This is a genomic window from Aeromonas sp. s3, from assembly GCF_040907805.1.
GTDB lineage: Bacteria > Pseudomonadota > Gammaproteobacteria > Enterobacterales > Aeromonadaceae > Aeromonas > Aeromonas dhakensis.
This window is the reverse complement of sequence record NZ_JBFOCQ010000006.1, coordinates 55,855-82,335: the sequence shown is the minus strand read 5'-3', so window position 1 is coordinate 82,335 and position 26,481 is coordinate 55,855. Positions and strand designations below refer to the sequence as shown.

The following is a 26,481-nucleotide window of genomic DNA, read 5'->3' as shown; positions in this document are numbered from 1 at the left end:
TCTGGCAAACGCCTTGAGAGATGGATATGAAGAAGACGTTGATTTCCCTGCTGACTGCAGGCCTGTTCGGAGCCATGAGCCAGGGTGCCTTCGCCGCCCCCGAGCTGATGGACAAGGTGCTTGCCGTGGTCAACAAGGACGTGGTGCTGGCCAGCCAGCAGGAGGCCCTGGTCCAGAAGGTCAAGATCTCCGCCCAGGAAAACGGCCAGTCCCTGCCCGATGACGCTACCTTGCGCAAACAGGCGCTGGACCGCCTGATCCAGGAGAGCCTGCAGTTGCAGCTGGCCGAGCGCCAGGGCCTCAAGATCAGCGATACCCAGCTGGAGCAGGCCATCCAGAGCATCGCCGCCGACAACAAGATGACCCTGGATCAGCTGCGTGCCCAGCTGGATCGCGAGGGGCTGACCTATGCCCAGTATCGGGAAGAGGTGCGCCGCGAGATCCTGATGAACGAGGTGCGCCGCAACCAGGTGCGCCGCCGCATCAACATCTCCGAGCAGGAGGTGAAGCAGGTGGTGGATATCCTGGCCAAGCAGGGTCAGCAGCAACAGCAGTACCATGTCGGCCACATCCAGGTTGCCCTGCCGGACAACCCAAGCGCCGAGCAGCTCAACGCCGCCAAGAGCAAGATTGAACGCATCCTGGCCGCCCTCAAGCAGGGCGCCGACTTCCGCAAGATGGCCATTGCCGAGAGCAGCGGACCCAAGGCGCTGGAAGGGGGTGACTGGGGCTGGATGAGCCCGCAAGAGATGCCGACCCTGATGGCCGAAGCGGTGCAGGGTGCCAAGAAGGGCGACATCGTCGGCCCGCTGCGCTCCGGTGCCGGTCTGCACATCATCAAGGTGTTCGACAGCAAGGGCCAGCAGCAGGTGGTGCAGACCGAAGTGCGCGCCCGCCACATCCTGATCAAGCCCTCCATCATCCTGAGCGAAGAGAAAGCCAAGGGGATGCTGGACGGCATCCTGCACGACATCAAGAGCGGCAAGGCGAGCTTCGCCAGCCTGGCAGAGAAGTACTCCGAGGATCCGGGCTCCGCGGTGCAGGGTGGCGAACTGGGCTGGTCCGATCCCAACGTCTACGTGCCCGAGTTCCGCGACATGGTCAACCGCCTGCAACCGGGCCAGATCAGCGAACCCTTCCGCACTACCCACGGCTGGCACATCGTCCAGCTGGAAGAGCGCCGCAGCCAGGATGCCACCACCAAGGCCCAGGAGCAGCGCGCCTATCAGCTGATCTACAACCGCCGCTTCACCGAAGAGTCCCAGGCCTGGCTGGACGAGCTGCGTGACGAAGCCTACATCCAGATCGAAGGCGCCGGCAGCTAATGACCTGTCGTCGCCTCGCCATTACCCCGGGTGAACCGGCCGGGATCGGCCCGGATCTGGTGCTGCAGATTGCCCAGCAGGATTGGCCGCACCAGCTGGTGGTGATCGCCGATCCGGCGCTGCTGCGCGAACGGGCCGCCCTGCTTGGGCTGCCCGTCGAGCTGCTGCCCTATGATGCCGGTCAGCCGGCACAACCGCAGCGGGCGGGCACCCTGACCGTCTGCCCGGTTCCCCTCGGCGCCGCCGTGATACCGGGCAAGCTGGACGAGGGCAATGGCGCCTACGTGCTGGCCACCCTGCAACGCGCCTGCGACGGCAACATGAGCGGCGAGTTTGCCGCCGTGGTGACCGGGCCGGTGCACAAGGGGATCATCAACCAGGCTGGCGTCTCGTTCAGCGGTCACACCGAGTTCTTCGCCCAGCAATCCAACACCGCCGACGTGGTGATGCTGCTGGCGACCGAAGGGCTGCGGGTCGCGCTGGCGACCACCCACATTCCGCTGGCCTATGTGGCGATGGCCATCACCGAGGATCGCCTCGGCAAGGTGATCCGCATCCTGGATGCGGATCTCAAAGCCAAGTTTGGCATCGCCAAGCCCCGCATTTACGTCTGCGGCCTCAACCCCCACGCCGGGGAAGGCGGCCACCTCGGCCGTGAAGAAATTGATGTGATCGAACCCGCCCTGGCCGGCCTGCGCCAGGAGGGGATCGATCTGGTCGGCCCGCTGCCGGCCGATACCCTGTTCCAGGAGAAATACCTCAAGGATGCGGATGCGGTACTCGCCATGTACCACGACCAGGGGCTGCCCGTGCTCAAATACAAGGGCTTCGGCAGTTCGGTCAATATCACCCTTGGACTCCCTTTCATCCGCACTTCGGTGGATCACGGCACCGCACTGGATCTGGCAGGCAAGGGCCTGGCCGACTCCGGCAGCCTGATCACCGCGATCAACCACGCCATCAAGATGGTAGAGAAAAAAAGATATGAGCAGTAAGGTGCACATGGGCCACACGGCCCGTAAGCGTTTCGGTCAGAACTTCTTGCACGATCGCTACGTGATCGACCAGATCGTGGCCGCCATCAATCCACAGCCGGGTCAGAACCTGGTGGAGATAGGCCCGGGTCTGGCCGCGCTGACCGAGCCGGTCGCCGCCCAGATGGACAAGATGACCGTGGTCGAGCTGGACCGGGATCTGGCGGCGCGCCTGCGCGAGCACCCGACCCTGAAGGACAAGCTCACCGTCATCGAAGCCGATGCCATGCGTTTCGACTTCAGCACCCTAATGGGGGAAGGCAAGGGGCCGCTGCGCATCTTCGGCAACCTGCCCTACAACATCTCCACCCCGCTTATCTTCCACCTGTGCGAGTTCGCCGATCGGGTAGAAGACATGCACTTCATGCTGCAAAAGGAAGTGGTGCTGCGTCTGGCCGCCGGCCCGGGCAGCAAGGCCTACGGCCGGCTGAGCGTGATGACCCAGTACTACTGCCAGGTAGTGCCTGTGCTGGAAGTGGGCCCTGGTGCCTTCAAGCCGGCGCCCAAGGTGGATTCTGCCGTGGTCCGTCTGATCCCGCACAAGAACCCGACTATTGTCGCGAAAGACATTCGTTGCCTGAACCGGGTCTGCACCGAGGGCTTCGGCCAGCGTCGCAAGACCATTCGCAACAGCTTCTCCAACTTCATCACGGACGCCCAGCTGACCGAACTTGGCATCGATGGCAACCTGCGCCCGGAGAACCTCTCCCTCGAGCAGTTCGTCATGATCGCCAACTGGCTGGCGGATCAGCCAAAGGCCTGATCCCGTGGCAACCCCGCACATCCTGGTCCGCCCATACCCCTCGTATGTGGCGGACAGCAAAGACCCTTACCAGTTCCACTATCTCATCGAGATCGAGAACCTGGGGCCCGGCCCGGCGCAACTGCTGCGCCGGCGCTGGCTCATCACAGATGCCAATGGCAAGATGCTGGAAGTTGAAGGCCCCGGCGTGGTCGGCGAGCAGCCGGTCATCGCCCCCGGCGAGACCTTCCGCTATCAGAGCGGCGTGCCGCTGGCCACCCCGCTCGGCGTGATGGAAGGGAGTTATACCCTGCAAGACGAGTCGGGGCAGCAATTCGAGGTGCCTATCGCACCCTTTACGCTGGCCGTCCCCCACATTATCAACTGAGGTTTCATGGCGAACTGTTTTGTTGGCGATATCCAGGGCTGTTACGACGACTTGCGCCGTCTGCTGGATCTGGCCGAGTTCGATCCCGCTAACGACGTACTCTGGCTGTGCGGCGATCTGGTCGCCCGCGGCCCGGACTCCCTCAACACCCTGCGCTTCGTCAAAGGGCTGGGCAACCGTGCCGTCACCGTGCTCGGCAACCACGACCTGCACCTGCTGGCAGTCGCCGATGGGGTCGCCCCGCTCAAGAAGAAAGACAGACTGCAGGAGCTGATGGACGCCCCGGATCGGGACGAGCTGCTGGAGTGGCTGCGCCACCGCCCGCTGCTGGCGGAGCACCCCGACCTGCCCATCATGATGGTGCATGCCGGCATCTCCCCGGCGTGGGACGCCCGCACCGCCCGCAACTGTGCCCGCGAGGTGGAAAGCCTGCTGCGCGGTGATCAGTACCAGTGGCTGCTGCACAACATGTATGGCGATCAGCCCGATGGCTGGCAGGACGATCTGGTCGGGATCGAACGTTATCGCTACATCATCAACACCTTCACCCGGATGCGCTTCTGCTATTTCGACGGCCGGCTCGACTTCAAATGCAAGAAGGGCCCCACCGAGTCGACCCCGGGCCTGCGCCCCTGGTTCGAGCAGCGCGAACACCATGTGGACGACCCCATTCTGGTGTTCGGCCACTGGGCGGCCCTGATGGGCAACACCGGCAAGCAGGATATCAAGGCGCTCGACACCGGTTGCGTCTGGGGCAACAGCCTCACCCTGTGGCGTTATGAAGATGATGCCCTGATCGCGACCCCCTGCCCTACCTACGCCAAGTAATGGTGAGGCGAGCGTCTGGACAATAAGAGCCTCACCCTGTGGTGCCATGAAGATGATGCGCTGACCGCCACTCACAGTCCCGCCAACGCCGGGTAGGCTGCAAAACAAAACGGGCCCGGCATTGCCGGGCCCGTTTTTTATGGTGCACAGCTCACCCTAGAGCTTGCGTCCCAGTCGTTTCTCGATCTGCTGTCGCTCCCACTCGGGGCCGAACAGCTTGAAGGGCTGGAACAGGTTGATGGCATGGGAGATCAGCCCCAGCCCCCAGCCCAGTGCCGGCCACCAGGCCCAGATATAACCAGGGTTGCTCAGGTAGTTGATGACAAACAGCCCGCATATTACCAGCAGGTAGCTGGCGATGTGGTAATAGAAGCCCTTGAGCCCCTCCACATAGCGCATGGCGGCCCGCTCCTCTACCGATACCCGGATCTGATCCCGTTCCATCGTGTCACTCCCTCTCATTTCATGCTCCTGTTGGCTTGTACCGTCAAGTTGCGCCACCTCGAGCTCAAAGACGGCGGCCAGGGCCTTGAGGGATTCCAGTCCGGGCTGCTGACCCTGCTCGATCCGCTGAATGGTGCGAACGCTCAGGCCGGTAAAGGCGGCCAACTGCTCCTGTGACCAGCCCCGCTGCAATCTCAACTTCCTGACGATCATCTCGAACTCCTTGTGGTTGATTGACGGGGCCAGCATAGGGGCCGGAGGGTGGCATGCGACACGACAGCAGCCTGACACCAACCTGACTTTCCTTTTAATTCAGTGCATTAGATAAAATAGAGAGAGCAGAAATCCCATCAGTCCTCCCCACAACGCCCCCTCTCGATGACCTGACAGCAGGGCGACAGAGGCGCTTCTAGCAAGATAGCGCCCTGCTCTTCGGGGAGTCGAGCTTATAGCGCCTGCATCAGCTCGGCGGCAATTTCAAAGGAGCGCAGCCGCGCCTGATGATCGACGATGGGACCGTTGAACATCAGCTCGTCGGCCCGGGTTTCCGCCAGCAGCGCCTTGAGGCCGTGGCGTACCTGATCCGGGTTGCCCACCAGCGAGCGGGCCAGGGTCTGCTCCATCGCCACCAGCTCGCGCTCGGACCACTCCTCGCTCAGTTCGACGACGGGCGCCGGCAACTTGCCCGCGTTGCCGCGATGCAGGCGCAGGAACTGCTGCTGCAGGGTAGTGAACTGGAAGCGCGCCTCCCGCTCGCTGTCGGCGGCGATCATGTTGATGCAGACCACCGCATGGGGCTTGGGCCAGCGGGCGGAGGGGCGATACTGGGAGCGGTAAATTTCCAGCGCCTGCAGCAGCATGGCGGGGGCGAAGTGGGAGGCAAAGCCGAACGGCAGCCCCATGGCCGCCGCCAACTGGGCGCTGTAGAGGCTGGACCCCAGCAGCCAGATGGGCAGATGCAGCCCCTGGCCCGGCACCGCCTGCACCGCCCCCACCTCGTCGCCAAAGTAGTCCATCAGCTCGCGCACATCCGCCGGGAAGTCATCCACCTCGCCGCTGCGCTGGCGTCTGAGCGCCCGCATGGTGCGCTGATCGGTGCCCGGCGCGCGGCCAAGGCCGAGATCGATGCGATCCGGATAGAGTGACGCCAAGGTGCCGAACTGCTCGGCAATGACCAGCGGCGAGTGGTTCGGCAGCATGATGCCGCCGGCGCCGATGCGCAGGGTATTGGTGCCGCCGGCCAGGTGACCGATCAGCACAGAGGTGGCGGCGCTGGCGATGCCCGGCATGTTGTGGTGCTCGGCCAGCCAGTAGCGGTTGTAACCCCAGCGCTCGGCATGACGGGCCAGATCCAGCGAGCGGCGAAACGATTCGGCCGGCTGGGAGCCTTCGGCCACGGGCACCAGATCGAGCACGGAATAGGGGATGGCAGACATGGGTCACTCCATTGATTCACAGACCAGTAACAAGGGGGGGCAATGTAGCACGGGATACCTGAATGAATCACCTGATCGGCCGGCAAAATTGACGGTCACGGGTTCCGGGAGCACCAGCAGGGGGAGTTTCTCTCTGTCACATCCCGATCTCTCTGAATGGGTTATTGTGTTTATTGTCATCCTGCAGGCACACTGCAGGTTGATCGTCTCTGCAATCGCCCGTGTGACAAGGATGTGTCCATGACAACTGCCAGGCCAGGTCGTAAACCCTTCTATGTGCATATCGCCACCCTCTTCATCCTGCTGTTCACCCTGCTCGGCAGCGCCCTCATCGCCTTGCAGTTCCAGCAAGGGGCCCGCCAGGGGCTGGAGCACGAGCGACAGAACTTTCTGCAGTATCGCCAGCAGCTGGCCCTCGCCCTGCAACTGAACGAGCGGCCGGCCCGCATGTCGCTCAGCCTGCTGCGCAGCGGCCAGCTGGCGGCCATGACCAACCTGACCGACCGTCTGGCCTACCTGCCGCAACTGGTGGAGGTGCTGGCCAACAGCCCCAGCTATGGGGCCGTCTATGCCGGCTACGAGGATGGCGACTTCTTTCTGGTGCGCAAACTGACCGAACGGGCCAAGACCCAGCTAGGGGGCGTGCCGGCCGCCAGCAGCCTGCTGGTGCAGAGCCTCAGCCAGGGCAAGGGGGAGTTTCTCTATTTCGATCAGCGGCTGAGCCTGCTCGAGCGGCGCCCCATGCCGAACTACCGCTACGATCCCCGCAGCCGCGACTGGTACAAGCAGGCCCGCTGGCGAGCGGGGATCGCCACCACCAACCCCTACCTCTTCTTCACCACCAAGGAGCCAGGCATGACGCTGGCGGTGGAGAGCGACGACAGACGCGCCGTGATCGGGCTCGACACCAGCGTCGAGGGGTTGTCAGCCCTGATCGGCAAGCTGCAGCTGCCTGCCCAGAGCCAGGTGATCCTGTTCGATGAGTACGCCACCCTGCTGGCCGCCGATCCCAGGCACCTGCCCAGCTTCGAGCAGCTGAGCCAGCTGCCCATGCTGGCCAGCCTGCCCCACCCGGCCCTGGCGGACCTGCAACAACGGATCATCAGCCAGCCCACCTTGCTGAGCGACCCGGCCGAGCTCAACCTGACTGCCGCCGATGGCAGCGACTGGCTGGTCAACCTCTCCCCCCTCGGGAGCGACTCCCCCTTCCATATCGCCCTGCTGGTGTCGGCCGACCTGCTCTATCAGCAGGCCAGAGACGAGGCCCTGGTCAATCTGGGCTGGGCGCTGGCGGGCCTGCTGCTGCTGCTGCCGGTGATCTGGCTGGTCTCGCGGCGTACCGCCACCCCGCTGCTGGCGCTCACCAAGGAGGCGGAGCGGATCCAGCACTTCGATTTTGGCGAGAGCCGGGTCCCCGAGTCTTCCATCCGCGAGATCGACGATCTGGCCCATACCATGTCAGGCATGCGGCTGACTCTCGGCAACTTCATGAACATGGGACGGGCGCTGGCGGCCGAACACCGCTTCGACTCCCTGCTCAGCCGCATCCTGCACGAAACCATCGCCGCGGTGCAGGCCGAAGGGGGTTGTCTCTACCTGGCTCAGGAGCAGGGTATGGTGGCGGTACAGGCGCTATGGCGCAAAGCGCCGCTGCCGGCCGGGCAGATCCGCTGGCAGCAGGCCCTGTTTGGCGAGCTGGCCAGGGGCGAGCGGATCAGCCTCGCCATCGACCAGCAGGGCTGGCAGCAACATCTGGCCGACTGGGGCCCCTTCCCCGGCCCCTGCCAGCTGGTGGCCGAACCCCTGCGCAACCATCGCCAGGAGCTGATCGGCTGCCTGCTGCTGATCCTGCCAGACTGCTCGGCCCGTGAGCTGGCCTCGCGCATCAGTCTGATCGAGGCACTGGCGGGCACCTCGGCCTCGGCCATCGAGAATCAGCGCTTGCTGGAGGAGCAGAAGCAGTTGCTGGAGTCCTTCATCGAGCTGATGGCCGGCGCGATCGACGCCAAGAGCCCCTACACAGGTGGCCACTGCCAGCGGGTGCCGGAGCTGACCCGAATGCTGACCGAAGCCGCCTGTGCCCAGCAGCAGGGACCGTTCGCCGAGTTCCGGCTCAACGAGGAGGAGTGGGAGGCCATCCATATCGCCAGCTGGCTGCACGACTGCGGCAAGGTGACCACCCCCGAGTTCGTGGTGGACAAGGCCACCAAGCTGGAGACCCTGTACGATCGGATCCACGAGATCCGTACCCGCTTCGAGGTGCTCAAGCGCGACGGCTACATAGAGGCGCTGGCGGCCCGCCTGCCGGCGTCGGAGCGGGAAGCGGCCAGGGCTGCGGTGGCGCCGCTCTGGAGCACCCTGGACGAGGAGTTCGCCTTCATTGCCGAGTGCAACCTGGGCGGTGAATGGATGGCACCGGAGAAGCTGACCAGGCTGGATGCCATCGCCAGCCGCACCTGGCTGCGCACCCTGGACGATCGGCTCGGCATCAGCCGGGAGGAGCTCAAGCTGCGCCAGGGGGAGCCGGCCGCACCGCTGCCCTGCGTCGAGCCCCTGCTGGCGGACAAGGCCGCCCACCTCATCCCCCGCCCCGTCCACGATCAGCTGGACGAGCGCAACCCCTGGGGCTTCAAGGTGCGGGTGCCCACTCACCTCTACAACCGCGGCGAGCGCTACAACCTCGCCATCGGCCGCGGCACCCTCACCGAGGAGGAGCGCTACAAGATCAACGAGCACATCATCCAGACCATTCGCATGCTCGAACGCCTCCCCTTCCCCCGCCATCTACGCAGCGTGCCCGAGATTGCCGGCGGCCATCACGAGCGGATGGACGGCAAGGGCTACCCGCGCCAGCTGCTGGGCAGCCAGATGAGCATCCCCGCCCGCATCATGGCCATCGCCGACATCTTCGAGGCGCTGACCGCCAGCGATCGCCCCTACAAATCGGGCAAGACGGTCTCCCAGTCGCTGGCCATCATGCAGAGCATGGTGCGAGAGCAGCACATCGATCCCACCCTGTTTGCCCTGTTCGTCAGCAGCGGCATCTGGCGCGATTACGCCGGGAGATTCCTCGCCCCCGAACAGCTGGATCAGGTGGATGAAAACGCCCTGCTGGCCGGGCTGGCCTAGGGCCGGGTCATATTTTCTTACATTTGCGGGCTGGCCTGAACGCCCCCGGCTGGTTATAACGGTGCCCCTATAGCGAAGGGGGAGCAATAGACTCCCCCTCACTCTTTGTCACACCACACTGTTCAGGTTATCTATGTCAAAACATCTCATCATGCTGGGCGCGCTGACGCTCTCCGGCTGCTCCCTGTTGTCTCCCCCCGCCCCCACCGTCACCCCGGTGCACCTGGCCGATGCCAGCCAGCGCGGCTTCTACATCGAGTGCAGCAACATGACGGCCTGCTTCCAGCAGGCCAACCAGACCTGCCCGCAGGGCTACCAGGAGACGGATCGCCGTCAGCAGACCCTCTACAGCACCCAGTACACGGCAGGCAGCTATGACGACGAGAAGAAGGTCTACAAGGCTGGCAAACCCTATCGCATGGCCAACACGGTGCACTCTCTGACCATCCAGTGTCCGGTCGATATGGGCATCACGCCGCGCTGATCCGCGCTTTGCGGCCGGCACGAGGCAGCTGGCCCCGGCCGGCCGCTAGCCACCCTTTTCTTGTTTCATCGAGCACCACTCTCTTATGTCACCCCGAATGTTCCTGCTGGGCAGCCTCTTGCTGTCCGGCTGCGCCCTGCTGCCGGCGCCCGCCACCGTCACCGAACTCGCCTCCGCCAATCCCGCACTGCAACGCTTCCAGATCGAGTGCGCCGCACTGGAGGAGTGCCAGCAGCAGGCGACGCTGAGCTGCCCGCTCGGCTATCAGGAGACCGATCGCCGCCAGCGCACCTTCACTTCCCATCAGATGAGCATGGGGGCCGCCGATCCGATGACGGGGTTTCGCCCAAGCTTCCCCCAAAGCAGCACCTTCACCACCCATACCCTGCTGGTGCAGTGCCCCCGCAAGCCGGCACAGCCCCACCCGCTGGGACGCTGACAAAAAAGGGCCCGCAGGCCCTTTTTTCCGATGTCGCCACGCTCAGCTCAGCGCATCGCCTCGGCGTGCTGGCGGGCCAGCTCGTCGCTCATCAGTTCCCGCATCCTGAATTTTTGCAGCTTGCCGGTTACCGTCATGGGGTACTCCTCCACGAAACGGATGTATCTTGGCACTTTGAAGTAGGCGATGCGGGCCGACAAGAACTGCTTCAGCTCCTCCTCGCTGGCCTCCTGGCGGGGCCTGAGCTTGACCCAGGCACACACCTCCTCGCCATAGCGCTCGCTGTCGACCCCGAACACGGCTGCATCCTGCACCGCCGGATGATCGTAGAGCCGCTCCTCGATCTCGCGCGGGTAGATGTTCTCGCCACCGCGAATGATCAGCTCCTTGCTGCGTCCGACGATCCGCACATAGCCCTCTTCATCCATGATGCCGATGTCCCCCGAGTGCAGCCACCCTTCCTCATCTATGGTATCCGCCGTCTTGACCGGATCCTGCCAGTACCCCTGCATCACCCCGTTGCTGCGACAGCAGATCTCGCCCCGCTCGCCGATGGCCACTATCTCTCCGCTGGGGTCGACCAGCTTGATCTCGGTGTGACCGATGGCGCGGCCGACCGTGGTGACCCGCTTGTCCAGCGGCGCATCGATGGCGGTCATGTGATTGATGGGACTGCACTCGGTCTGGCCGTAGGCGATGGTCACCTCGGTCATGTGCATCAGGGTCTGCACCTTGCGCATCAAGGGCTCGGGGCAGATGGCACCGGCCATGATACCGGTGCGCAGAGAGGAGAGATCGAACTGGTCAAACTCCGCCAGCTCCAGCTCGGCGATGAACATGGTCGGCACCCCGTGCAGGGCGGTGCAGCGCTCCTCGCTCACCATCCGCAGGGTGGCCGCCGGATCGAAAGCTTCGGCCGGAAACAGGGCGCAGGCCCCCACGCTGATGCAGACCAGATTGCCGAGCACCATGCCGAAACAGTGGTAGAGCGGCACCGGGATGCAGAGCCGATCCTGCTCGCTGAACGCCATGCCTTGCGCCACCTGGCGGCCGTTGTTGAGGATGTTGCTGTGACTGAGGGTAGCCCCCTTGGGGTTGCCCGTGGTGCCCGAAGTGAACTGGATATTGATGGCGTCATCGGGTTTGAGGGTGGCGGCCACTCGGGCCAGCCAGGCCGGATCTTGCCGGTCGCCCAGTGCCAGCACCTCGGGGAAGTTGAGCATGCCGGCGCTTTGCTCCTCCCCGAGCCGGATCACCATCTCCAGGCTCGGCAGCCGGGATGATGTCAGGCGGCCTGGCGGACAGCTCGCCAGCTCGGGGGCCAGCTCCCCCAGCATGGCGAGGTAGTCGCAGCCCTTGAACGCGCTGGCGCAGATGAGGGCCCGACAGCCCACGTTGTTGATGGCAAAGGCGAGCTCGTAGCTGCGGTAGGCGGGGTTGATGCAGACCATGATGGCCCCGATGCGGGCCGTAGCGAATTGCACCAGACACCACTCGATGTTGTTGGGCGACCAGATGCCGACCCGATCCCCTGGCCGGATCCCGAACGCCAGCAGGCCCAGCGCCAGCCGGTCTATCTGGGTCAGGTATTCCCGGTAGTTCCAGCGGATCTGCTGGTGGCGCACCACCACGGCGGGCCGCTCGGGGAAACGTTCCGCCACCTCTTGCAGGTAGGCGCCTATGGTCTGGTGAAGCAGCGGCTGATCGCAAGGACCGGCCCGGTAGCTGAGCAGTGAGGTCATGGGGTGACTCCTGGCCACATAGGTTGGAATTGCCTACTGCTCGGCTGGCGTGTTTTTCAGCTTGTTACATTAATGTAAAATTAGGCCTTGTAAAAGACTCACTTTGGTCTAATAACGGCCATAAAAAAACGGCCAACCGAAGTTGACCGTTTACAGACGCGGGGCAGATCAGAACAGCAGGTGCGCCACCCCGGCGATGACCGGCAGGGTGATCAGGGTGCGCAGCAGGAAGATCACGAACAGCTCCCACAGCTTGACCGGGATCTTGCTGCCCAGCAGCAGGGCGCCCACTTCCGACATGTAGATGAGCTGGGTGACCGACATGGCGGCGATCACGAAGCGGGTCATCTCGCTCTCGATGGTGGAGGCCAGCACCGCCGGGATGAACATGTCGGCGAAGCCCACCATGATGGTCTTGGAAGCGGCTTCAGCCTCCGGCAGTTGCAGCAGCTCCAGCAAGGGAACGAAGGGGGCCCCCAGCCAGTTGAAGATGGGGGTGTGCTCGGCCAGCATCAGGGCACAGGTGCCCACCGCCATCACCACCGGCAGCACGCCAAACACCATGTCCAGGGCATTCTTCACCCCTTCCCGCGCCACGGCGCCGAGATCCGTCATGCTGTCGGCCTTGGTCAGGGCCCGCTCATAGCCATAGCTCAGCACGCTGTGCTGATGGGGGATCGCCTCCTGCTTGCGGCACAGGGGAGTACCGTCGCTGTAGACATCCTTCTTCCAGGAGAGCGGCGGCAGGCGCGGCACCACGATGGCGGCCACCACCCCGGCCAGGCAGACGGTCAGGTAGAAGGGCACGAACATGTGCTCCAGCTTCACCTGGGAGATCACCACCAGGCAGAAGGTGATGGATACGGCAGAGAAGGTGGTGCCGATGACGGCGGCTTCCCGCTGGGTGTAGAACTTGCCTTCGTACTGTTTGCTGGTGAGCAGGATGCCGACGCTACCATCCCCGAGCCAGGAGGCGAAGCAGTCCACCGCAGAGCGGCCCGGCAGGCGGAACACGGGGCGCATGATGCGGGTCATCATGGTGCCGACGAACTCCAGCAGACCGAAATCGAGCAGCAGCGGCAGCAGCAGGCCGGCGAAGATGAAGACAGAGAACAGCACCGGCAGCAGATCGTGCAGCACCAGGCCACCGGTTGCCCCGGAACGCAGCACCTCGGGACCGGCCTCGAAGAAGGTCAGCAGCACGAAGATGCCGCCAAGCACCCGTACGCAGGCCCAGAAGGGTGAGACGTTGAACAGGCTGTTGAGGAAGGGGCGCTTCACCAGGATCGCCGGCTTGAACAACCAGGCGATCAGAGTCATCAGCATGGTGGTGGTGATGATGGCGCTGACCATGGCCACCAGATAGTCGGCAAACACCCTCTGTACCAGCTTCGCCAGTACGGCTACCGGGATGGTGACGTTGCCGTCATAGAGAACGGGAGTCATGAACAGCAGGATCCCGATGAGTGACGGGACCAGGAACATCAGCACGTTGCGACGGGTATTGAGCGCAGGTGCTTGCAGAGTCTTTTCCAGCATGGTTTACAGCCTTAATGTTACTTTTCCTTAGCCAGGCGAACCTGCATACCCATGCCCTCACCCGACAAAACGGGCGCAAGAATACTCCAAAAAAATGCACAAACAAGCTTTTAATGGATCATTTCAAGCATAAATATTTTTACAGGCAAACCTTCCATAAGAATGTACCCAAACAGATGCGCATATCAATTCATTACAAATGGTTAGCACATTGTTTCGTTAAGGTTACATTCAGGAGCGCAGTATAATCAGTTGCGGTTGGCAGGCAATAAGTGACATAAGAAATATATCTATATGGTGATCCAGTCGATCCCCATAAAAAAACCGGAGCCTGGCAAGGCTCCGGTTTTTCAGCGGCGGGTGGCTGCACTGCGCTCACCCGCAGGATGAGGGTCAGTCACGCACGTAGATGACTTCCACGCCATCATCGTCTTCGTCGTCCCAGTCATCGTCGTCCAGCGACTCGTCAAACGCCTTGGAGGCAGCCAGCGCATCCGCTTCGGCCTTGGCCAGCTGGTTCTTGTGGTAGTCATCCCACTTGAACTCCACCTTCTCGATGGCTTCCTTGGCATCTTCTGCCAGCTGACGGGGCATGGTATCCAGCAGATCCAGGATGTCGTAGCAGACCTTCTTGGTCCCTTCCTTGCTGATGGCGGTGATGGCGTAAACCGGCCCTTCGTGGTTCAGGGCGGCCTTCACGCGCTCCATCACTTCACCTGCCTCTTCTTCCAGGATCAGGTCCATCTTGTTGAACACCAGCCAGCGTGGTTTGCTCGCCAGCTCCGGGCTGTACTTCTCCAGCTCGCGGACGATGGTAACGGCATTCTCGGCAGGATCGGAGCCATCCACCGGGCAGATATCCACCAGATGGACCAGCACGCGGCAGCGCTCGAGGTGCTTGAGGAAGCGGATACCGAGGCCGGCTCCTTCGGCTGCACCCTCGATCAGGCCCGGAATGTCGGCAATGACGAAGGAGCGGGAGTTCTCGCCACGCACCACGCCCAGGTTCGGCACCAGCGTGGTGAAGGGGTAGTCGGCCACTTTCGGACGGGCCGCAGAGACGGCGCGGATGAAGGTGGACTTGCCGGCGTTGGGCAGGCCCAGCATGCCGACGTCGGCCAGCAACAGCAGTTCCAGCTTCAGGGTACGTACTTCACCCGGGGTGCCGTTGCTCTTCTGGCGCGGCGCACGGTTGACCGAACTCTTGAAGCGGGTGTTGCCAAGACCGTGGAAACCGCCCTTGGCGACCAGCAGCTTCTGCTCGTGGTGGGTCAGATCCCCCAGCAGTTCGCCGGTATCTTCATCGGTCGCACGAGTACCGACCGGCACGCGCAGGATCTTGTCCTTGCCGCGACGACCGGTACAGTTGGCGCTCTGGCCATTCTCGCCACGCTCGGCGGCGTGGAAACGCTCGAAACGGTAGTCGATCAGGGTGTTCAGGTTTTCATCGGCAACCAGATACACGTCGCCACCGTCACCGCCGTCACCGCCGTCCGGGCCGCCGTTCGGAATGTACTTCTCCCGGCGAAAGCTCACACAACCGTTACCACCGTCACCGGCATCGACTCGAATCTGGACTTCATCAACAAACTTCATAGGTAACCGTCACCTTAATTCGAAAAACCGATACGCCATTATAGTGGTACAGACCCCTGCGGGCGATACGCATCTTGCCAGTCGCCCCTTCAGAGCCAGGGTCGGCTGCGTGCCGTTTTTTCGTCAACTACATCAGAAAAACAAAAGCCCCGCCTGTTGGCGGGGCTTCGGATCCTTGCGGTCCGTAATTACTCAGCAACGATGCTTACGTACTTACGGTTCAGCGGACCTTTGACTTCGAACTGCACCTTGCCGTTCGCGGTAGCGAACAGGGTGTGGTCCTTGCCCAGACCAACGTTCTCACCAGCGTGGAACTTGGTGCCGCGCTGACGAACGATGATGCTGCCAGCCAGAACTGTTTCGCCGCCGAAACGCTTCACGCCCAGGCGTTTAGCTTCTGAATCGCGGCCGTTGCGGGATGAACCGCCAGCTTTTTTGTGTGCCATCTATCGTACTCCTCTAATTAAGCGCTGATGCCAGTGATTTTGACTTCAGTGAACCACTGACGGTGGCCCGCTTGCTTACGGTGGTGCTTACGACGACGGAACTTGACGATAGTCACTTTCTCGCCACGGCCGTGAGCCACAACTTCAGCTACAACCTTGCCACCTTCAACGAAAGGAGCACCTACTTTAAAAGTGTCGCCTGCAGCAACCATCAGCACTTCGTTGAAGTCGATGGTAGCGCCAGTCTCAACGTTCAGCTTTTCCAGACGAACGATTTGACCTTCGGCCACACGGTGTTGTTTTCCGCCGCTTTGGAATACCGCGTACATTTGATTAACTCCGTAAAGGCGTGTCTTTTGCTCAAGGCCAGACACGCGCAAAAACCTATAACAATGGGCGGGCATTCTACGCAAATCGATTTGCTCAGGCAAGGCCAATTTAGCAAAAAGTTTATTTTGTGCGCATATCTGCCGCCGTGAATAAACGCTTAACTGTAACCCATTGTGAAATCGTGTAGAATCCCCGCCATTGCTAAAATCGCAGTCATCACTGCCGTCACGTTACGAGACTTATGGACCAACAGACTATCCGTGCGCTCTGTGCCGCCGACATGACGGCGGTCAATGAACTGATCCTGGCGCGACTCCAGTCCGATGTCAGCCTGATCAACCAGCTGGGTTTCTATATTGTCAGTGCAGGCGGGAAACGGATGCGCCCCATGCTGACCGTCATGGCCGCCCGCGCACTGGGATATGAGGGTGAGGATCACCTGAAACTGGCTGCCATCATCGAATTCATTCACACTTCCACCCTGCTGCACGACGACGTGGTCGACGAATCCGACCTGCGCCGCGGCCGGGAGACCGCCAACGCCATGTTTGGCAACGCCGCCAGCGTGCTGGTGGGTGACTACCTCTACAGCCGCTCCTTCCAGATGATGAGCGAGCTCTCCAACCTGCGGGTGATGGAGATCCTTTCCGAGGCCACCAACACCATCGCCGAAGGGGAAGTGCTGCAGCTGATGAACTGCAACGACCCGGATACCACCGAAGAGAGCTACATGACGGTCATCTATTGCAAGACCGCCAAGCTGTTCGAAGCCGCCACCCGTCTCGCCGCCGTGCTGACCCATCAGCACGCGCCGGTCGAACAGGCGATGACCGACTACGGCAAGTATCTGGGCACCGCCTTCCAGATCATCGACGACGTGATGGACTACTGCTCCCAGAGCGACGAGATGGGCAAGAACGTGGGCGACGATCTGGCCGAAGGCAAGCCGACCCTGCCGTTGTTGCGTGCCATGGAAGTGGGTAGCCCGGAAGAGCGCCAGCTGGTGCGCGACGCCATCGAGCACCGCAACGGCATGGAGCACCTCGACCGGATCCTGGCCATCCTCGACCGTACCGGCGCGCTGGAGTACTCCCGCATGCGGGCCCGGGAAGAGGCCGACAAGGCCATCGCGGCCCTCGCCATCCTGCCGGACTCCCGGCACAAGCAGGCACTGGAAACCCTGGCCCACATGGCAGTGCAGCGCAGCGCCTGATGCCAGCCCGTGGACAAAAAAGAGGCCAGAGGGCCTCTTTTTTATTGTCTGCACTCACTGTGCCACTGTCGTTTCAACGCAGTAGTTAGCGGGCCAGCGCCCACAAGATAACGGCCCCGGCCACCACCAGACAGCCGCCGATGCGGCGCAACTGCTCGGCCGGCTGATCGCTCAGCAGCCGCAACATCTGCTGCCAGGCGCGCGGCATCAAGAGCGGCCCCAACCCTTCGAACAGCAGCAGCAATCCCAGCCCCATCAGGATGGATGTCAGCATACAACCTCCTTTCTCGCCTGAATGCGCCTCAACCACAGCGCTTCACACACAGCCACCCGCTGCCAGCCAATGACCGGCAAACAAAAGGGCCTGAATCATCAGGCCCTTGGGTCAAATCACGACGTGCTTACTGCTTGCTGCCGTGCGGCGACTTGAGGTAGCGGAAGAACTCGCTGTCCGGCTTGAGGACCATCAGGTCATTGCCACCGGCGAAGCTCTTGCGATAAGCCTCCATGCTGCGCACGAAGCTGAAAAACTCGGGGTCTTTCTTGTAGCTGTCGGCATAGATCTTGGCGGCCTCGGCATCCCCTTCACCACGCAGCTGACGAGCATTACTCTCGGCATCGGCGATCATGACGGTCACCTTGCGGTCGATGTCGGCACGCAGGATCTCGGCCTGTTCGCGGCCCTGGGAGCGATGCTCACGGGCTACCGCGGTCCGCTCGGCACGCATCCGCTGATAGATGGAGCTGGAGACTTCCACCGGCAGGTTGATCTGCTTGATACGCACATCCACCACCTTGATGCCGAGCTCGGAGGAGCGCGCCATCTTCATCAGAGCATCTTCCATCACGGTACTGCGCTCGCCAGAGACGATGTCCTTGATGGTGCGGTTACCGATCTCGGAACGCAGACCGTTGTTGATCTTGCGCTTGAGCAGGTCTTCGGCCTGGATCTTGTTCCCACCGCCGGTCGCCAGGTAGTACTTGGAGAAGTCCTCGATCTTCCACTTCACGTAGGAGTCGATGATGAGGTCCTTCTTCTCGGAGGTGACGAAACGATCCGCCTGCCCTTCCAGGGTCTGGATACGGGCATCCATCTTGCGAACCTGGTCGATGAGCGGCACCTTGAAGTGCAGGCCCGGCTCGTACAGACGCGGCTCGCCGGATTCAACCCGCTTCACCTTGCCGAACTGCACCACGATTCCCTTCTGGCCTTCATCGACGATGAAGACCGAAGAGAAGCAGACCATGGCGGCCACAGCGATGACACCAATAGCTAGCTTTTTCATCTATCAGTTTCTCCCTGAGCTGAAACGGTCGCCGCTGCGCAGCGGGGTCGGCGTGGAGTTGGCCCCTTCGTTGGACGGCGGGGTCTGTTCTACCACCGGCGCACCTGCCGGACGAGCCGGTTGCACCGCATTGGCCTTGCCGGAGAGCTTGTCGAGCGGCAGGTAGATCATGCTGTTGTTGCCAGCCGGCATGTCGACCACCACCTTGTTGGCCTGCTGATAGAGCTCTTCCATGGTTTCCAGGTAGATACGATCACGGGTCAACTCGGGCGCAGCCTGATACTGGGGCAGCAGTTCGTTGAAGCGAGCGACTTCACCCTTGGCCTTCAGCACGATCTGGGACTTGTAGGCTTCTGCTTCCTGCTCCAGGCGCTTGACCTGACCGCGGGCCTTCGGCTCCACTTCACGGGCATAGGCTTCGGCTTCACGAATGAAACGCTGTTCATCTTCCTGGGCGGAGATGGCGTCATCGAACGCATCCTTCACCTCTTCCGGCGGACGCGCCGGCAGGAAGTTGACGTCGACGATCTGCAGACCCATGTGATAGGGCTCGATGATGCTGTCGATCACCTGCCAGGTCTCCTGACGCACCTTCTCACGACCCGTGGTCAGCACGTCGTCCATCCGGGTGTGACCCACCACGTAGCGCAGGGCGCTGTCGGTCGCCTGGCTCAGACTCTCGTCGGCGTTGGTGACGCTGAACAGGTACTGCTCTGGATCGACCACACGATACTGCACGTCCATCTCGACCCGTACCACGTTCTCGTCCTGGGTCAGCATGAAGCCGGAGGCCGGCAGGGAACGGACCGACTCCACGTCCACCGGGATCACCCGGTCAATGAAGGTCGGTTTCCAGCGCAGGCCCGGATCCACGTTGTGGGAGTACTCGCCAAAGCGCAGCACCACGCCACGCTCGGCTTCGCGAATGGTATAGAAGCCGCTGACGACCCACACCACTACCGCCACCACCAGCGCGATGGAGAGGCCGAACTTGCCGACGTCACCACCACCCGATTTACCGCCACCCAGCAGACCACCAAAACGGCGGCTTACCTTGCGCAGCATCTCGTCCAGATCAGGGGGTCCCTGATTCTTGCCGTTGTTCCCCCAGGGGTCACGGTCTTTGCCGTTATTACCAGGCTCATTCCAAGCCATCAGCGTCTCCATTAATACATGCGGATGGATATCATCTCTATCGGGCCATCAACCGTTGATGAAGCCAGCAAACATTCATCTCATCGACGAATCAATGCCTGATAAAGCGTTGTAAACTCTCACCTTCTTGTTTCACGAGGCGGTTCCAGTCAGCCAGTTGCAGGCGGACTTCCAACACAAAATCCCCCTCCTCGCTGAAACCTTCCTGCTCGATGCCCTTGAGGCGATAGAGCGCACTGCGCAATCTGGCGGCCGAAGGGGGCAACTGCAGAGTGTGGTGCACCATGGAGCCGGCCAGCAGCTCGGTCAGGGCAACAAACAGATCGTCACACCCCTCGCCGGTCTGGGCAGACAGCCAGACCCGCACCGGGCGCCCCTCTTCGTCCCGCTCCAGCCCGACCGGGTGTTCACCCAGCTTGTCGATCTTGTTGCAGATCATCAGCTGGGGCCGGTCATCGGCTTCGATCTCGGCCAGCACCTGCTGCACCGATTCGATATTCTCCTGCATCTGCTCGTCGGCACAGTCCACCACGTGCAGCAGCAGATCCGCTTCGCGGGTCTCCTGCAGCGTCGCCTTGAAGGCCGCGACCAGATCATGGGGCAAGTGTCGAATAAATCCAACTGTATCCGCCAGAATCACATCACCCACATCCCGGATCACCAATTTGCGCAGGGTCGGATCCAGGGTTGCGAACAATTGGTCGGCAGCATACACGCTGGCAGCTGTAAGTTGGTTGAACAAAGTGGACTTTCCGGCGTTGGTGTAACCCACCAGAGAAACGGTCGGCACCTCGTTGCGGTTGCGGGCACGACGTCCCTGTTCCCGCTGCTTGGCCACCTTGTCGAGCCGGCGTAAAATCGCCTTGATGCGTTCACGCAACAGGCGGCGGTCGGTTTCCAGCTGGGTTTCACCCGGGCCGCGCAGGCCGATCCCCCCCTTCTGACGTTCAAGGTGGGTCCAGCCTCGCACTAGGCGAGTAGAGAGATGGCGCAACTGGGCCAGTTCGACCTGCAACTTGCCTTCGTGAGTACGGGCACGCTGAGCGAAGATATCGAGGATCAGGCCGGTCCTGTCCACTACCCGGCACTGGAACAGACGCTCCAGGTTGCGCTCCTGGGCAGGGGTCAGGGCATGGTTGAAGATGACGACGTCGGCGTCCAGCATCTGGACCTGGGACGCGATCTCTTCAGCCTTGCCGCTGCCGACAAAAAATTTGGCGCTGGGCGCACTGCGGCTGGTGGTGATCACCCCCAGCGCATTGACCCCGGCCGAGCTCACCAGCATCTTGAGCTCTTCCAGATCCTCCCGCTCACCCTCATCACTGAAGTTGACATGTACCAGAACGGCCTGTTCGCCGGCTTCATAACGGTCAAACAAGCGCTTGCTCCTTGACAGGAATCATGATGAATCTGGGTTGACGAGTCGCCTCGTCCCGGGATATCACGCCTCGGCTTCACCCTGCTCTTCGCCAGCCGTGCCCTGGGCGTGCTGGTGATGGTTGACGGCACGGGCCGGCACCACGGTGGAAATGGCGTGCTTGTAAACCATCTGGCTCACGGTGTTCTTCAGCAAAATGACAAACTGGTCAAACGATTCGATCTGACCCTGCAGCTTGATGCCGTTCACCAAATAGATAGAAACAGGAATCCGCTCACGGCGCAGCGCATTCAAAAACGGGTCTTGGAGAGATTGCCCCTTAGCCATCTTCTTTTCCTTATAGTTTGTTGTTTTTAAACACCGGATATCAATATAACAACCTGATTATACAGGAGTGTCAAGCCACTCCGGCACGGGCGACGACCCTTGCCAGATTGCCAGACTCACCAGATTCCAACCAGGTCACATCAGACCAACCGCGCAACCAGGTCATTTGACGCTTGGCCAACTGGCGGGTGGCAACAATTCCGCGATAGCGCATCTCATCATACTCCACTTCCCCCGCCAGGTAGTCCCACATTTGGCGGTATCCCACGCAGCGGATGGAGGGAAGATCCGGGGTGAGATCACCCCGTTGGTAGAGGCCCCTGACCTCCTGTTCAAAGCCGCCCTGCAGCATCTTGTCAAAGCGCAGCTCGATGCGCTGGTGCAGCACGGCGCGATCGCTCGGTGCGATGGCAAACTGCAGCACCCGGTAGGGCAGCCCTTCCCCCTGCACCTGGGTCAGCTCGGTGAGGGTCTTGCCGCTGATGCGGTAGACCTCGAGCGCCCGGCTGAGCCGTTGCGGGTCATTGGGATGGATGCGGGCCCCGGCCACCGGGTCGATGCGCACCAGTTCATCGTGCAGCGCCTGCCAGCCAAGGCGGGCGGCCTCCTCCTCGATGCCGGCCCGAATGACGGGGTCGGCAGAGGGCAACGGAGAGAGTCCCTCCAGCAGCGCCTTGAAATAGAGCATGGTGCCGCCCACCAGCAGCGGAATGCGGCCGCGCTCGGCGATCTCTTTCATCTCCCGCAGCGCATCACGGCAAAAATCGGCCGCCGAATAGCTCATGGCGGGATCCAGTATGTCGATCAGCCGGTGCGGCGCCTGCGCCAGTTCGGCCGGCGTAGGCTTGGCGGTGCCGATATCCATGCCGCGATAGATGAGCGCGGAATCCACGCTGATGATGTCGCAGGGCAGCGCCTGGCACAGTTCGATGGCGAGATCCGTCTTGCCGGAGGCCGTCGGCCCCATCAGAAAAATTGCAGTCGGCAAGTCAGCCACGTGAAAAACTCCCCTTGCATGGTCGCCACCCCTTGGCGGCGCACCTGCAAAAAACTGGTTTATGGATTCAAGAGGGCATTTCCCTCAATGGCCATCGGCGAACTCGGCCAGCACGCTCGCCAGCGACAGCTGGCGCACCATGCGAACGTCTGCCAGTTGGTCACTGAAATCGGCAACAAGTTCCGTCAGCAAGCGGTTGGCCGTGGCAAAATCATATACTTTTTCGCGACTTATCCCCTGCTCCACCAGCCATTGGCATAGTACTTCAGCCTGCTGGCCAGCATCACTGTCAGATCCGCTCTCGATCAGTTGCAGCAATTCGGGTAATAAGCGCACCAGATCGGTCTGGCGCAGCAGCGCCGGCACCCGAGTCAGGATCATGGTGTCGCGCCCACCGCTTTTCAACTCCAGCCCCATCCGTTTGAGCAAACGCTCCTGCGTCTCCACCAGCGCGACCAGGTTTTTCGGCAACTTGAAGGAGACCGGCAACAGCAGCGGCTGGGCCGCCAGCCCCTGACCCCAGGTTTCCAGCAGCCAGTGGCGCAGCAGCAGGCGCTCGGCCCGTACCAGCGACAGCAGGGCCAGCCGGTTGTCTCGCTCCAGCAGCAGATAGGCCTGCTCCACCAGGGTCAAGGCCCGCCACGCCCCCGCCTTGGCGGCCACGGCGGCGGCAACAGGCGCGGTTTCAGCCTCTGCCAGCGGCGTGCCCTGCACCGTCGGCAGGGTGGTGAGCAGGGCTCCCATGCCGCGCATCGCCTCCCGGCTGGGGGGCTCGGGCGGCTGGTAGTTGCCCGCTCTCCCTGCACCACTTCCTTCCCGCACTTCCCGGGCCGGGGCCCGGTAGTTGTGCTCGGCGCCATACCACTCGGCTCTGGGCGCCTGGCCCGGATACTCGATGGGGGCACTGACCGGCAGCTCGACCAGGGTCTCTGCCAGAGGCTGGTCGCTCTCGTCGCTTGCCGCCCCTGGCTGGCGCAGGGCGGTAAAGAGCGCCTGGAAGATGAAGTCGTGAATGAGGCGCGCCTGATGAAAACGCACCTCGTGCTTGGCCGGATGGACGTTGACGTCCACCTGACGCGGATCCAGCTCGATGTAGAGCACGTAGGCCGCGAAGCGGTCGGCCGGCAGCAGCTCGTCATAGGCCTGGCGAATGGCGTGATTGATGAGCTTGTCGCGCATCATGCGGCCGTTGACATAGGTGTATTGCAGATCGTTCTGCGGTCTGGCGCCGGCGGGCGTGGCCAGCCAGCCCCACAGCCGCACGTCGCTGTGCTCGCTCTCCACCGCCAGCGCGTGATGCATGAAGGGAGAGCCGCACACCGCGGCGAGCCGGCGCTCCTGCTCCGCCACCGTGTTGGCGGCCTTGTACTGGCGCACCACCTTGCCGTTGTGGCGCAGGATCAGGGTGACGTCGAAGCGGGAGAGCGCGATGCGGCGCACCAGCTCGTCGATGTGGGCAAACTCGGTCTTTTCGCTGCGCATGAACTTGCGCCGGGCCGGGGTGTTGAAGAAGAGGTCCACCACCTCCACCGTGGTGCCCACCGGGTGGGCCGCCGGCTTGACGGTGACGCTCATCTCGCGCCCTTCGGCCTGGGCCTGCCAGGCTTCGGACTGCTCCGCCGTGCGGGAGGTAAAGGTGAGACGGGAGACAGAACTGATGGAGGCGAGCGCCTCGCCGCGAAACCCCAGGCTGTTGATCCCTTCCAGATCGTCGAGAGTCGCCACCTTGGAGGTGGCGTGGCGCGACAGCGCCAGCACCAGCTCATCCTTGGCGACGCCACCGCCATTGTCGCGAATGCGAATGAGCTTGGCACCGCCCTTGTCGATGTCGATCTCGACCCGGTCGGCGCCGGCATCCAGGCTGTTTTCCACCAGCTCCTTGACCACGGAGGAGGGCCGCTCCACCACCTCACCGGCAGCAATCTGGTTGGCCAGAATCGGCGGCAATATACGAATTGGCATCGCTTACTCCTGCTGGTTGAACGGGATGGCTGTGGCAACCGCCCCGGCTGGGCGCCACGCCGCCGCATCACAGCCCGCGCTCGTCTGGCTGGCCAGAACAGGGGACAAAGAACGGATCGGCATCGCTGGCTCCTGCTGGTTGAAGGTGCGGGTAATCGGCGGGGCTCGACGACGGCTCACCGGGTCAGCCTCTGCCACCGGCAGGGACGGACCCGGCGCCTCATCCAGCGCTACTTTTGCGGGATATAGAGCACCTGCCCTATCTGGATGTCCCGCGACTTGAGCTTGTTGATCTCCACCAGTCGCGCCTGGCTGACCCCATATTTCTCGGCAAGCCGGGAGAGGCTCTGCCCGCGGGTGACCACATGACGGAGCATGCTGGCCTTGTCATTGCTCTGCACGCTGGTCACCGGGACGCTCGGCTCCTTGGCTGCCACCACGTAGGGCTTGATCACCCCGGCGCCGGACGAGGATCCACCGACGCTGCTGACCGGCGCCCCGCCGTCGCTGCTGCGGTTCGGTTCGGTGGCCGGCATCCGGTTGGTCACCACCTGCTGCACCGGCTGCGCCGCCGGTTTGCTGACGGCGACCGGCTTGCTGGCAGGGGCGGGTCGGCTGACCGCGGCCTGCTTGTTGCTGGCCTGCCCCTTGCCGGTGAGCATGGCGCCCTTGGTCGGGTGAGCCCGGTAGTAGTTGCGGATCCCCTCGAAGATGGCACGGGCCAGTTGATCCTGATAGCTGGAGGTCGCCAGCAGCTTCTCTTCGGCGTGGTTGGAGATAAAGCCCGTCTCCACCAGCACGGAGGGAATGTCCGGCGCCTTCAGCACCGCCAGGCTGGCGTGTTCCGGTGCCTTCTTGTGCAATCGGGCCACCCGGCCCAGCGAGCGCAGGATCTGGCGGCTGACGTCATAGCCTTCGGCCCGCGACTTGTCCATCGAGAGGTCGAGGAAGGTCTGTGCCAGGTAGGGGTTGGGATCGGATTCGGCCAACACCTTGCCAACGCCCCCCAGCAGCTCGCCCTGTTTCTCCTGCTTCTCCAGCCAGCTACCCATCTCGCGGTTGGCACGGTTGGTCGACAGCACCCAGACGGAGGCGCCGCGCGGGGTCGAGTTGTGGAAGCTGTCGGCGTGCACCGACACCAGCAGGTCGGCCTTGGCCTTGCGGGCAATCTCGGAGCGCTTGTTCAGATCGACGAAGTAGTCGCCGCGCCGGGTCAGCACGGCGCGCATGCCGGGTTCGCGGTCGATGAGGGCGGCCAGTTTCTGGGAAACCGCCAGGGTCACCCGCTTCTCGTAGGTACGGCGCGGGCCGATGGAGCCCGGGTCTTCCCCGCCGTGGCCCGGGTCGATGGCGATCACCACCCCCTTGCCCTTGCCGCCCACCGGTGCCGTCTGAGCGGTGGCGGAGGCCTTCTCTTCATAAGGCAGGTCGATCACCAGCCGGTGGCCGTAGGGCCCGGCCGGCGCCAGCGGAAAGACCACCGGCTTGATGGCAGAGCTGAGATCCAGCACCAGCCGCAGCCCGCCTTTTTCCAGCGGCGAGCTCTCGCGGATCTTGCGCACCAGCTCGCTCTTGTTCTCGATGCGGGCCAGGTTGGTGACGTTGCTCGCCCCTTTCAGGTCGATCACCAGCCGGTCCGGGCCGGTCAGGGTGAAGTAGTTGTAATTGGGGGCGCTGCTCATGTCGAGCACCACCCGGGTGTTGTCCGGCGACGGCCACACCCGCACGCTCTTGAGCTGATTCGCCCAGGAGGGTAAGGCCAGCAGGGAGAGGGCAATAACAAGGATCAAGCGCACGTAGATGACAACCGTTCCAGAATGGCTTCGCCAATAGCAGTGCGGGCGTCAATCTGCACCTCGCGCTGCTCGTTTGCATAACTCAGGGTGATCTCGAGATCCGGCGCAGGCAGCCAGCCATCGCCCTTTTCCGGCCACTCCACCAGACAGAGGGTGTTGGCGCCGAAGTAGTCACGGATCCCCATGAACTCCAGCTCTTCCGGGTCGGCCAGCCGATAGAGATCGAAGTGGTAAAGCTGCCAGTCGGCCAGCTCGTAGGGCTCCACCAGGGTGTAGGTCGGGCTCTTGACCTTGCCCTCATGACCCAGCCCCTGCACCCAGCCCCGAGTCAGTGTGGTCTTGCCGGCCCCGAGGGCCCCGTGCAGGAAGACAGTGGTCGCCTGCTGGCAGGCGTGGGCCAGACGGCCACCCAGTGCCACGGTTGCTGCCTCGTCCGGCAGTGTCATCATCAACTGTTTTGCCATG

At 62.6% G+C, this 26,481-nt stretch carries 25 protein-coding genes; 9 read left to right on the top strand and 16 right to left on the bottom strand.

Going from position 1 to position 26,481, the window contains the following annotated elements; translation table 11 throughout:
* Positions 1-26 precede the first annotated feature (26 nt).
* The 5 genes from surA to AB5Y98_RS01035 are packed head-to-tail and all read left to right on the top strand — an operon-like array spanning position 27 to position 4,317.
* The gene (gene surA / locus AB5Y98_RS01055; protein WP_005304159.1) at positions 27-1,325 is read left to right on the top strand and encodes a peptidylprolyl isomerase SurA; all 1,299 of its coding nucleotides are present in this window, start codon (positions 27-29) and stop codon (positions 1,323-1,325) included.
* Positions 1,325-2,320: a 4-hydroxythreonine-4-phosphate dehydrogenase PdxA gene (gene pdxA / locus AB5Y98_RS01050; RefSeq protein ID WP_005304160.1), complete on the top strand. Its 996-nt coding sequence runs from the start codon at positions 1,325-1,327 to the stop codon at positions 2,318-2,320. Before surA ends, pdxA begins: the two co-directional genes overlap by 1 nt.
* Positions 2,310-3,122, top strand: coding sequence for a 16S rRNA (adenine(1518)-N(6)/adenine(1519)-N(6))-dimethyltransferase RsmA (rsmA, locus tag AB5Y98_RS01045; RefSeq protein WP_005304162.1), 813 nt, complete (start codon positions 2,310-2,312; stop codon positions 3,120-3,122). Before pdxA ends, rsmA begins: the two co-directional genes overlap by 11 nt.
* A gap of 4 nt (positions 3,123-3,126) precedes the next feature.
* A complete protein-coding gene (gene apaG / locus AB5Y98_RS01040) occupies positions 3,127-3,489 on the top strand; it encodes a Co2+/Mg2+ efflux protein ApaG (protein ID WP_005304166.1) in 363 nt (120 codons plus the stop codon).
* Positions 3,490-3,495: 6 nt separating this feature from the next.
* Positions 3,496-4,317: a symmetrical bis(5'-nucleosyl)-tetraphosphatase gene (locus AB5Y98_RS01035; protein ID WP_005304169.1), complete on the top strand. Its 822-nt coding sequence runs from the start codon at positions 3,496-3,498 to the stop codon at positions 4,315-4,317.
* Between the two features lie 156 nt (positions 4,318-4,473).
* Here the strand turns inward: AB5Y98_RS01035 and AB5Y98_RS01030 are convergent, their stop codons facing one another.
* Positions 4,474-4,974: a 2TM domain-containing protein gene (locus AB5Y98_RS01030; protein WP_017763864.1), complete on the bottom strand. Its 501-nt coding sequence runs from the start codon at positions 4,972-4,974 to the stop codon at positions 4,474-4,476.
* 233 nt (positions 4,975-5,207) lie between these two features.
* On the bottom strand, positions 5,208-6,197 hold the full coding sequence (locus AB5Y98_RS01025) for a luciferase-like monooxygenase (RefSeq protein ID WP_017763863.1): 990 nt from the start codon (positions 6,195-6,197) through the stop codon (positions 5,208-5,210).
* 156 nt (positions 6,198-6,353) lie between these two features.
* Between AB5Y98_RS01025 and AB5Y98_RS01020 the strand changes: the two genes are divergently transcribed.
* The 3 genes from AB5Y98_RS01020 to AB5Y98_RS01010 all read left to right on the top strand — a co-directional run bounded on the left by AB5Y98_RS01020 (position 6,354) and on the right by AB5Y98_RS01010 (position 10,249).
* Complete coding sequence (locus AB5Y98_RS01020) at positions 6,354-9,326, top strand: HD domain-containing phosphohydrolase (protein WP_368231122.1); 2,973 nt, start codon at positions 6,354-6,356, stop codon at positions 9,324-9,326.
* Between the two features lie 133 nt (positions 9,327-9,459).
* Complete coding sequence (locus tag AB5Y98_RS01015) at positions 9,460-9,810, top strand: hypothetical protein (RefSeq protein WP_017787686.1); 351 nt, start codon at positions 9,460-9,462, stop codon at positions 9,808-9,810.
* 85 nt (positions 9,811-9,895) lie between these two features.
* The gene (locus tag AB5Y98_RS01010; RefSeq protein ID WP_324039842.1) at positions 9,896-10,249 is read left to right on the top strand and encodes a hypothetical protein; all 354 of its coding nucleotides are present in this window, start codon (positions 9,896-9,898) and stop codon (positions 10,247-10,249) included.
* A 47-nt stretch (positions 10,250-10,296) separates the two neighbouring features.
* Here the strand turns inward: AB5Y98_RS01010 and AB5Y98_RS01005 are convergent, their stop codons facing one another.
* The 5 genes from AB5Y98_RS01005 to rplU all read right to left on the bottom strand — a co-directional run bounded on the left by AB5Y98_RS01005 (position 10,297) and on the right by rplU (position 15,901).
* Positions 10,297-11,991: an AMP-binding protein gene (locus AB5Y98_RS01005; RefSeq protein ID WP_368231120.1), complete on the bottom strand. Its 1,695-nt coding sequence runs from the start codon at positions 11,989-11,991 to the stop codon at positions 10,297-10,299.
* Positions 11,992-12,159: 168 nt separating this feature from the next.
* On the bottom strand, positions 12,160-13,530 hold the full coding sequence (locus tag AB5Y98_RS01000; protein ID WP_005304191.1) for a YjiH family protein: 1,371 nt from the start codon (positions 13,528-13,530) through the stop codon (positions 12,160-12,162).
* Between the two features lie 393 nt (positions 13,531-13,923).
* Positions 13,924-15,126 (bottom strand): Obg family GTPase CgtA, encoded by a 1,203-nt coding sequence (gene cgtA / locus AB5Y98_RS00995; RefSeq protein WP_017763857.1) that lies wholly within the window; start codon positions 15,124-15,126, stop codon positions 13,924-13,926.
* Positions 15,127-15,314: 188 nt separating this feature from the next.
* Positions 15,315-15,572, bottom strand: coding sequence for a 50S ribosomal protein L27 (gene rpmA, locus AB5Y98_RS00990; protein WP_005304202.1), 258 nt, complete (start codon positions 15,570-15,572; stop codon positions 15,315-15,317).
* A 17-nt stretch (positions 15,573-15,589) separates the two neighbouring features.
* Positions 15,590-15,901, bottom strand: a complete 312-nt coding sequence (rplU, locus tag AB5Y98_RS00985) for a 50S ribosomal protein L21 (protein WP_005304210.1) — start codon at positions 15,899-15,901, stop codon at positions 15,590-15,592.
* A gap of 242 nt (positions 15,902-16,143) precedes the next feature.
* Here rplU and ispB point away from each other — a divergent pair, with 242 nt between their 5' ends.
* Entirely contained in the window at positions 16,144-17,115 is a 972-nt protein-coding gene (gene ispB / locus AB5Y98_RS00980) for an octaprenyl diphosphate synthase (protein WP_368231118.1), read from the top strand.
* 85 nt (positions 17,116-17,200) lie between these two features.
* On the opposite strand, the gene AB5Y98_RS00975 is transcribed toward ispB, so the two are convergent.
* The 9 genes from AB5Y98_RS00975 to tsaE all read right to left on the bottom strand — a co-directional run bounded on the left by AB5Y98_RS00975 (position 17,201) and on the right by tsaE (position 26,480).
* Complete coding sequence (locus AB5Y98_RS00975; protein WP_005304217.1) at positions 17,201-17,389, bottom strand: DUF2065 family protein; 189 nt, start codon at positions 17,387-17,389, stop codon at positions 17,201-17,203.
* A 127-nt stretch (positions 17,390-17,516) separates the two neighbouring features.
* A complete protein-coding gene (hflC, locus tag AB5Y98_RS00970) occupies positions 17,517-18,401 on the bottom strand; it encodes a protease modulator HflC (RefSeq protein ID WP_005304220.1) in 885 nt (294 codons plus the stop codon).
* Positions 18,402-18,404: 3 nt separating this feature from the next.
* The gene (gene hflK / locus AB5Y98_RS00965; RefSeq protein WP_005304223.1) at positions 18,405-19,556 is read right to left on the bottom strand and encodes an FtsH protease activity modulator HflK; all 1,152 of its coding nucleotides are present in this window, start codon (positions 19,554-19,556) and stop codon (positions 18,405-18,407) included.
* Between the two features lie 91 nt (positions 19,557-19,647).
* Positions 19,648-20,934, bottom strand: a complete 1,287-nt coding sequence (gene hflX / locus AB5Y98_RS00960; protein WP_005304225.1) for a ribosome rescue GTPase HflX — start codon at positions 20,932-20,934, stop codon at positions 19,648-19,650.
* 63 nt (positions 20,935-20,997) lie between these two features.
* Positions 20,998-21,261, bottom strand: coding sequence for an RNA chaperone Hfq (gene hfq / locus AB5Y98_RS00955; RefSeq protein WP_017779129.1), 264 nt, complete (start codon positions 21,259-21,261; stop codon positions 20,998-21,000).
* A 70-nt stretch (positions 21,262-21,331) separates the two neighbouring features.
* Positions 21,332-22,249, bottom strand: a complete 918-nt coding sequence (gene miaA / locus AB5Y98_RS00950) for a tRNA (adenosine(37)-N6)-dimethylallyltransferase MiaA (RefSeq protein WP_025202167.1) — start codon at positions 22,247-22,249, stop codon at positions 21,332-21,334.
* A 93-nt stretch (positions 22,250-22,342) separates the two neighbouring features.
* Positions 22,343-24,220 (bottom strand): DNA mismatch repair endonuclease MutL, encoded by a 1,878-nt coding sequence (gene mutL, locus AB5Y98_RS00945; RefSeq protein WP_279484789.1) that lies wholly within the window; start codon positions 24,218-24,220, stop codon positions 22,343-22,345.
* Positions 24,221-24,450: 230 nt separating this feature from the next.
* Positions 24,451-26,016: an N-acetylmuramoyl-L-alanine amidase gene (locus AB5Y98_RS00940; RefSeq protein ID WP_368231115.1), complete on the bottom strand. Its 1,566-nt coding sequence runs from the start codon at positions 26,014-26,016 to the stop codon at positions 24,451-24,453.
* Positions 26,007-26,480, bottom strand: a complete 474-nt coding sequence (gene tsaE / locus AB5Y98_RS00935; protein ID WP_005304245.1) for a tRNA (adenosine(37)-N6)-threonylcarbamoyltransferase complex ATPase subunit type 1 TsaE — start codon at positions 26,478-26,480, stop codon at positions 26,007-26,009. The genes AB5Y98_RS00940 and tsaE overlap by 10 nt, the downstream gene beginning before the upstream one ends.
* Between the last annotated feature and the right edge of the window lies 1 nt (position 26,481).

What these genes read in the sequence shown, in the direction of transcription:
- rsmA (WP_005304162.1), top strand. Translation starts at nt 2,310, where the DNA reads ATGAGCAGTAAGGTGCACATGGGCCACACGGCCCGTAAGCGTTTCGGT.
- mutL (WP_279484789.1), bottom strand. Translation starts at nt 24,220, where the DNA reads ATGCCAATTCGTATATTGCCGCCGATTCTGGCCAACCAGATTGCTGCC.
- rplU (WP_005304210.1), bottom strand. Translation starts at nt 15,901, where the DNA reads ATGTACGCGGTATTCCAAAGCGGCGGAAAACAACACCGTGTGGCCGAA.
- hflK (WP_005304223.1), bottom strand. Translation starts at nt 19,556, where the DNA reads ATGGCTTGGAATGAGCCTGGTAATAACGGCAAAGACCGTGACCCCTGG.
- surA (WP_005304159.1), top strand. Translation starts at nt 27, where the DNA reads ATGAAGAAGACGTTGATTTCCCTGCTGACTGCAGGCCTGTTCGGAGCC.
- pdxA (WP_005304160.1), top strand. Translation starts at nt 1,325, where the DNA reads ATGACCTGTCGTCGCCTCGCCATTACCCCGGGTGAACCGGCCGGGATC.
- AB5Y98_RS01035 (WP_005304169.1), top strand. Translation starts at nt 3,496, where the DNA reads ATGGCGAACTGTTTTGTTGGCGATATCCAGGGCTGTTACGACGACTTG.
- AB5Y98_RS01010 (WP_324039842.1), top strand. Translation starts at nt 9,896, where the DNA reads ATGTCACCCCGAATGTTCCTGCTGGGCAGCCTCTTGCTGTCCGGCTGC.
- hfq (WP_017779129.1), bottom strand. Translation starts at nt 21,261, where the DNA reads ATGGCTAAGGGGCAATCTCTCCAAGACCCGTTTTTGAATGCGCTGCGC.
- AB5Y98_RS01020 (WP_368231122.1), top strand. Translation starts at nt 6,354, where the DNA reads ATGGGTTATTGTGTTTATTGTCATCCTGCAGGCACACTGCAGGTTGAT.
- AB5Y98_RS00975 (WP_005304217.1), bottom strand. Translation starts at nt 17,389, where the DNA reads ATGCTGACATCCATCCTGATGGGGCTGGGATTGCTGCTGCTGTTCGAA.
- AB5Y98_RS01000 (WP_005304191.1), bottom strand. Translation starts at nt 13,530, where the DNA reads ATGCTGGAAAAGACTCTGCAAGCACCTGCGCTCAATACCCGTCGCAAC.
- AB5Y98_RS01015 (WP_017787686.1), top strand. Translation starts at nt 9,460, where the DNA reads ATGTCAAAACATCTCATCATGCTGGGCGCGCTGACGCTCTCCGGCTGC.
- cgtA (WP_017763857.1), bottom strand. Translation starts at nt 15,126, where the DNA reads ATGAAGTTTGTTGATGAAGTCCAGATTCGAGTCGATGCCGGTGACGGT.
- hflC (WP_005304220.1), bottom strand. Translation starts at nt 18,401, where the DNA reads ATGAAAAAGCTAGCTATTGGTGTCATCGCTGTGGCCGCCATGGTCTGC.
- AB5Y98_RS01025 (WP_017763863.1), bottom strand. Translation starts at nt 6,197, where the DNA reads ATGTCTGCCATCCCCTATTCCGTGCTCGATCTGGTGCCCGTGGCCGAA.
- rpmA (WP_005304202.1), bottom strand. Translation starts at nt 15,572, where the DNA reads ATGGCACACAAAAAAGCTGGCGGTTCATCCCGCAACGGCCGCGATTCA.
- AB5Y98_RS01030 (WP_017763864.1), bottom strand. Translation starts at nt 4,974, where the DNA reads ATGATCGTCAGGAAGTTGAGATTGCAGCGGGGCTGGTCACAGGAGCAG.
- ispB (WP_368231118.1), top strand. Translation starts at nt 16,144, where the DNA reads ATGGACCAACAGACTATCCGTGCGCTCTGTGCCGCCGACATGACGGCG.
- tsaE (WP_005304245.1), bottom strand. Translation starts at nt 26,480, where the DNA reads ATGGCAAAACAGTTGATGATGACACTGCCGGACGAGGCAGCAACCGTG.
- AB5Y98_RS01005 (WP_368231120.1), bottom strand. Translation starts at nt 11,991, where the DNA reads ATGACCTCACTGCTCAGCTACCGGGCCGGTCCTTGCGATCAGCCGCTG.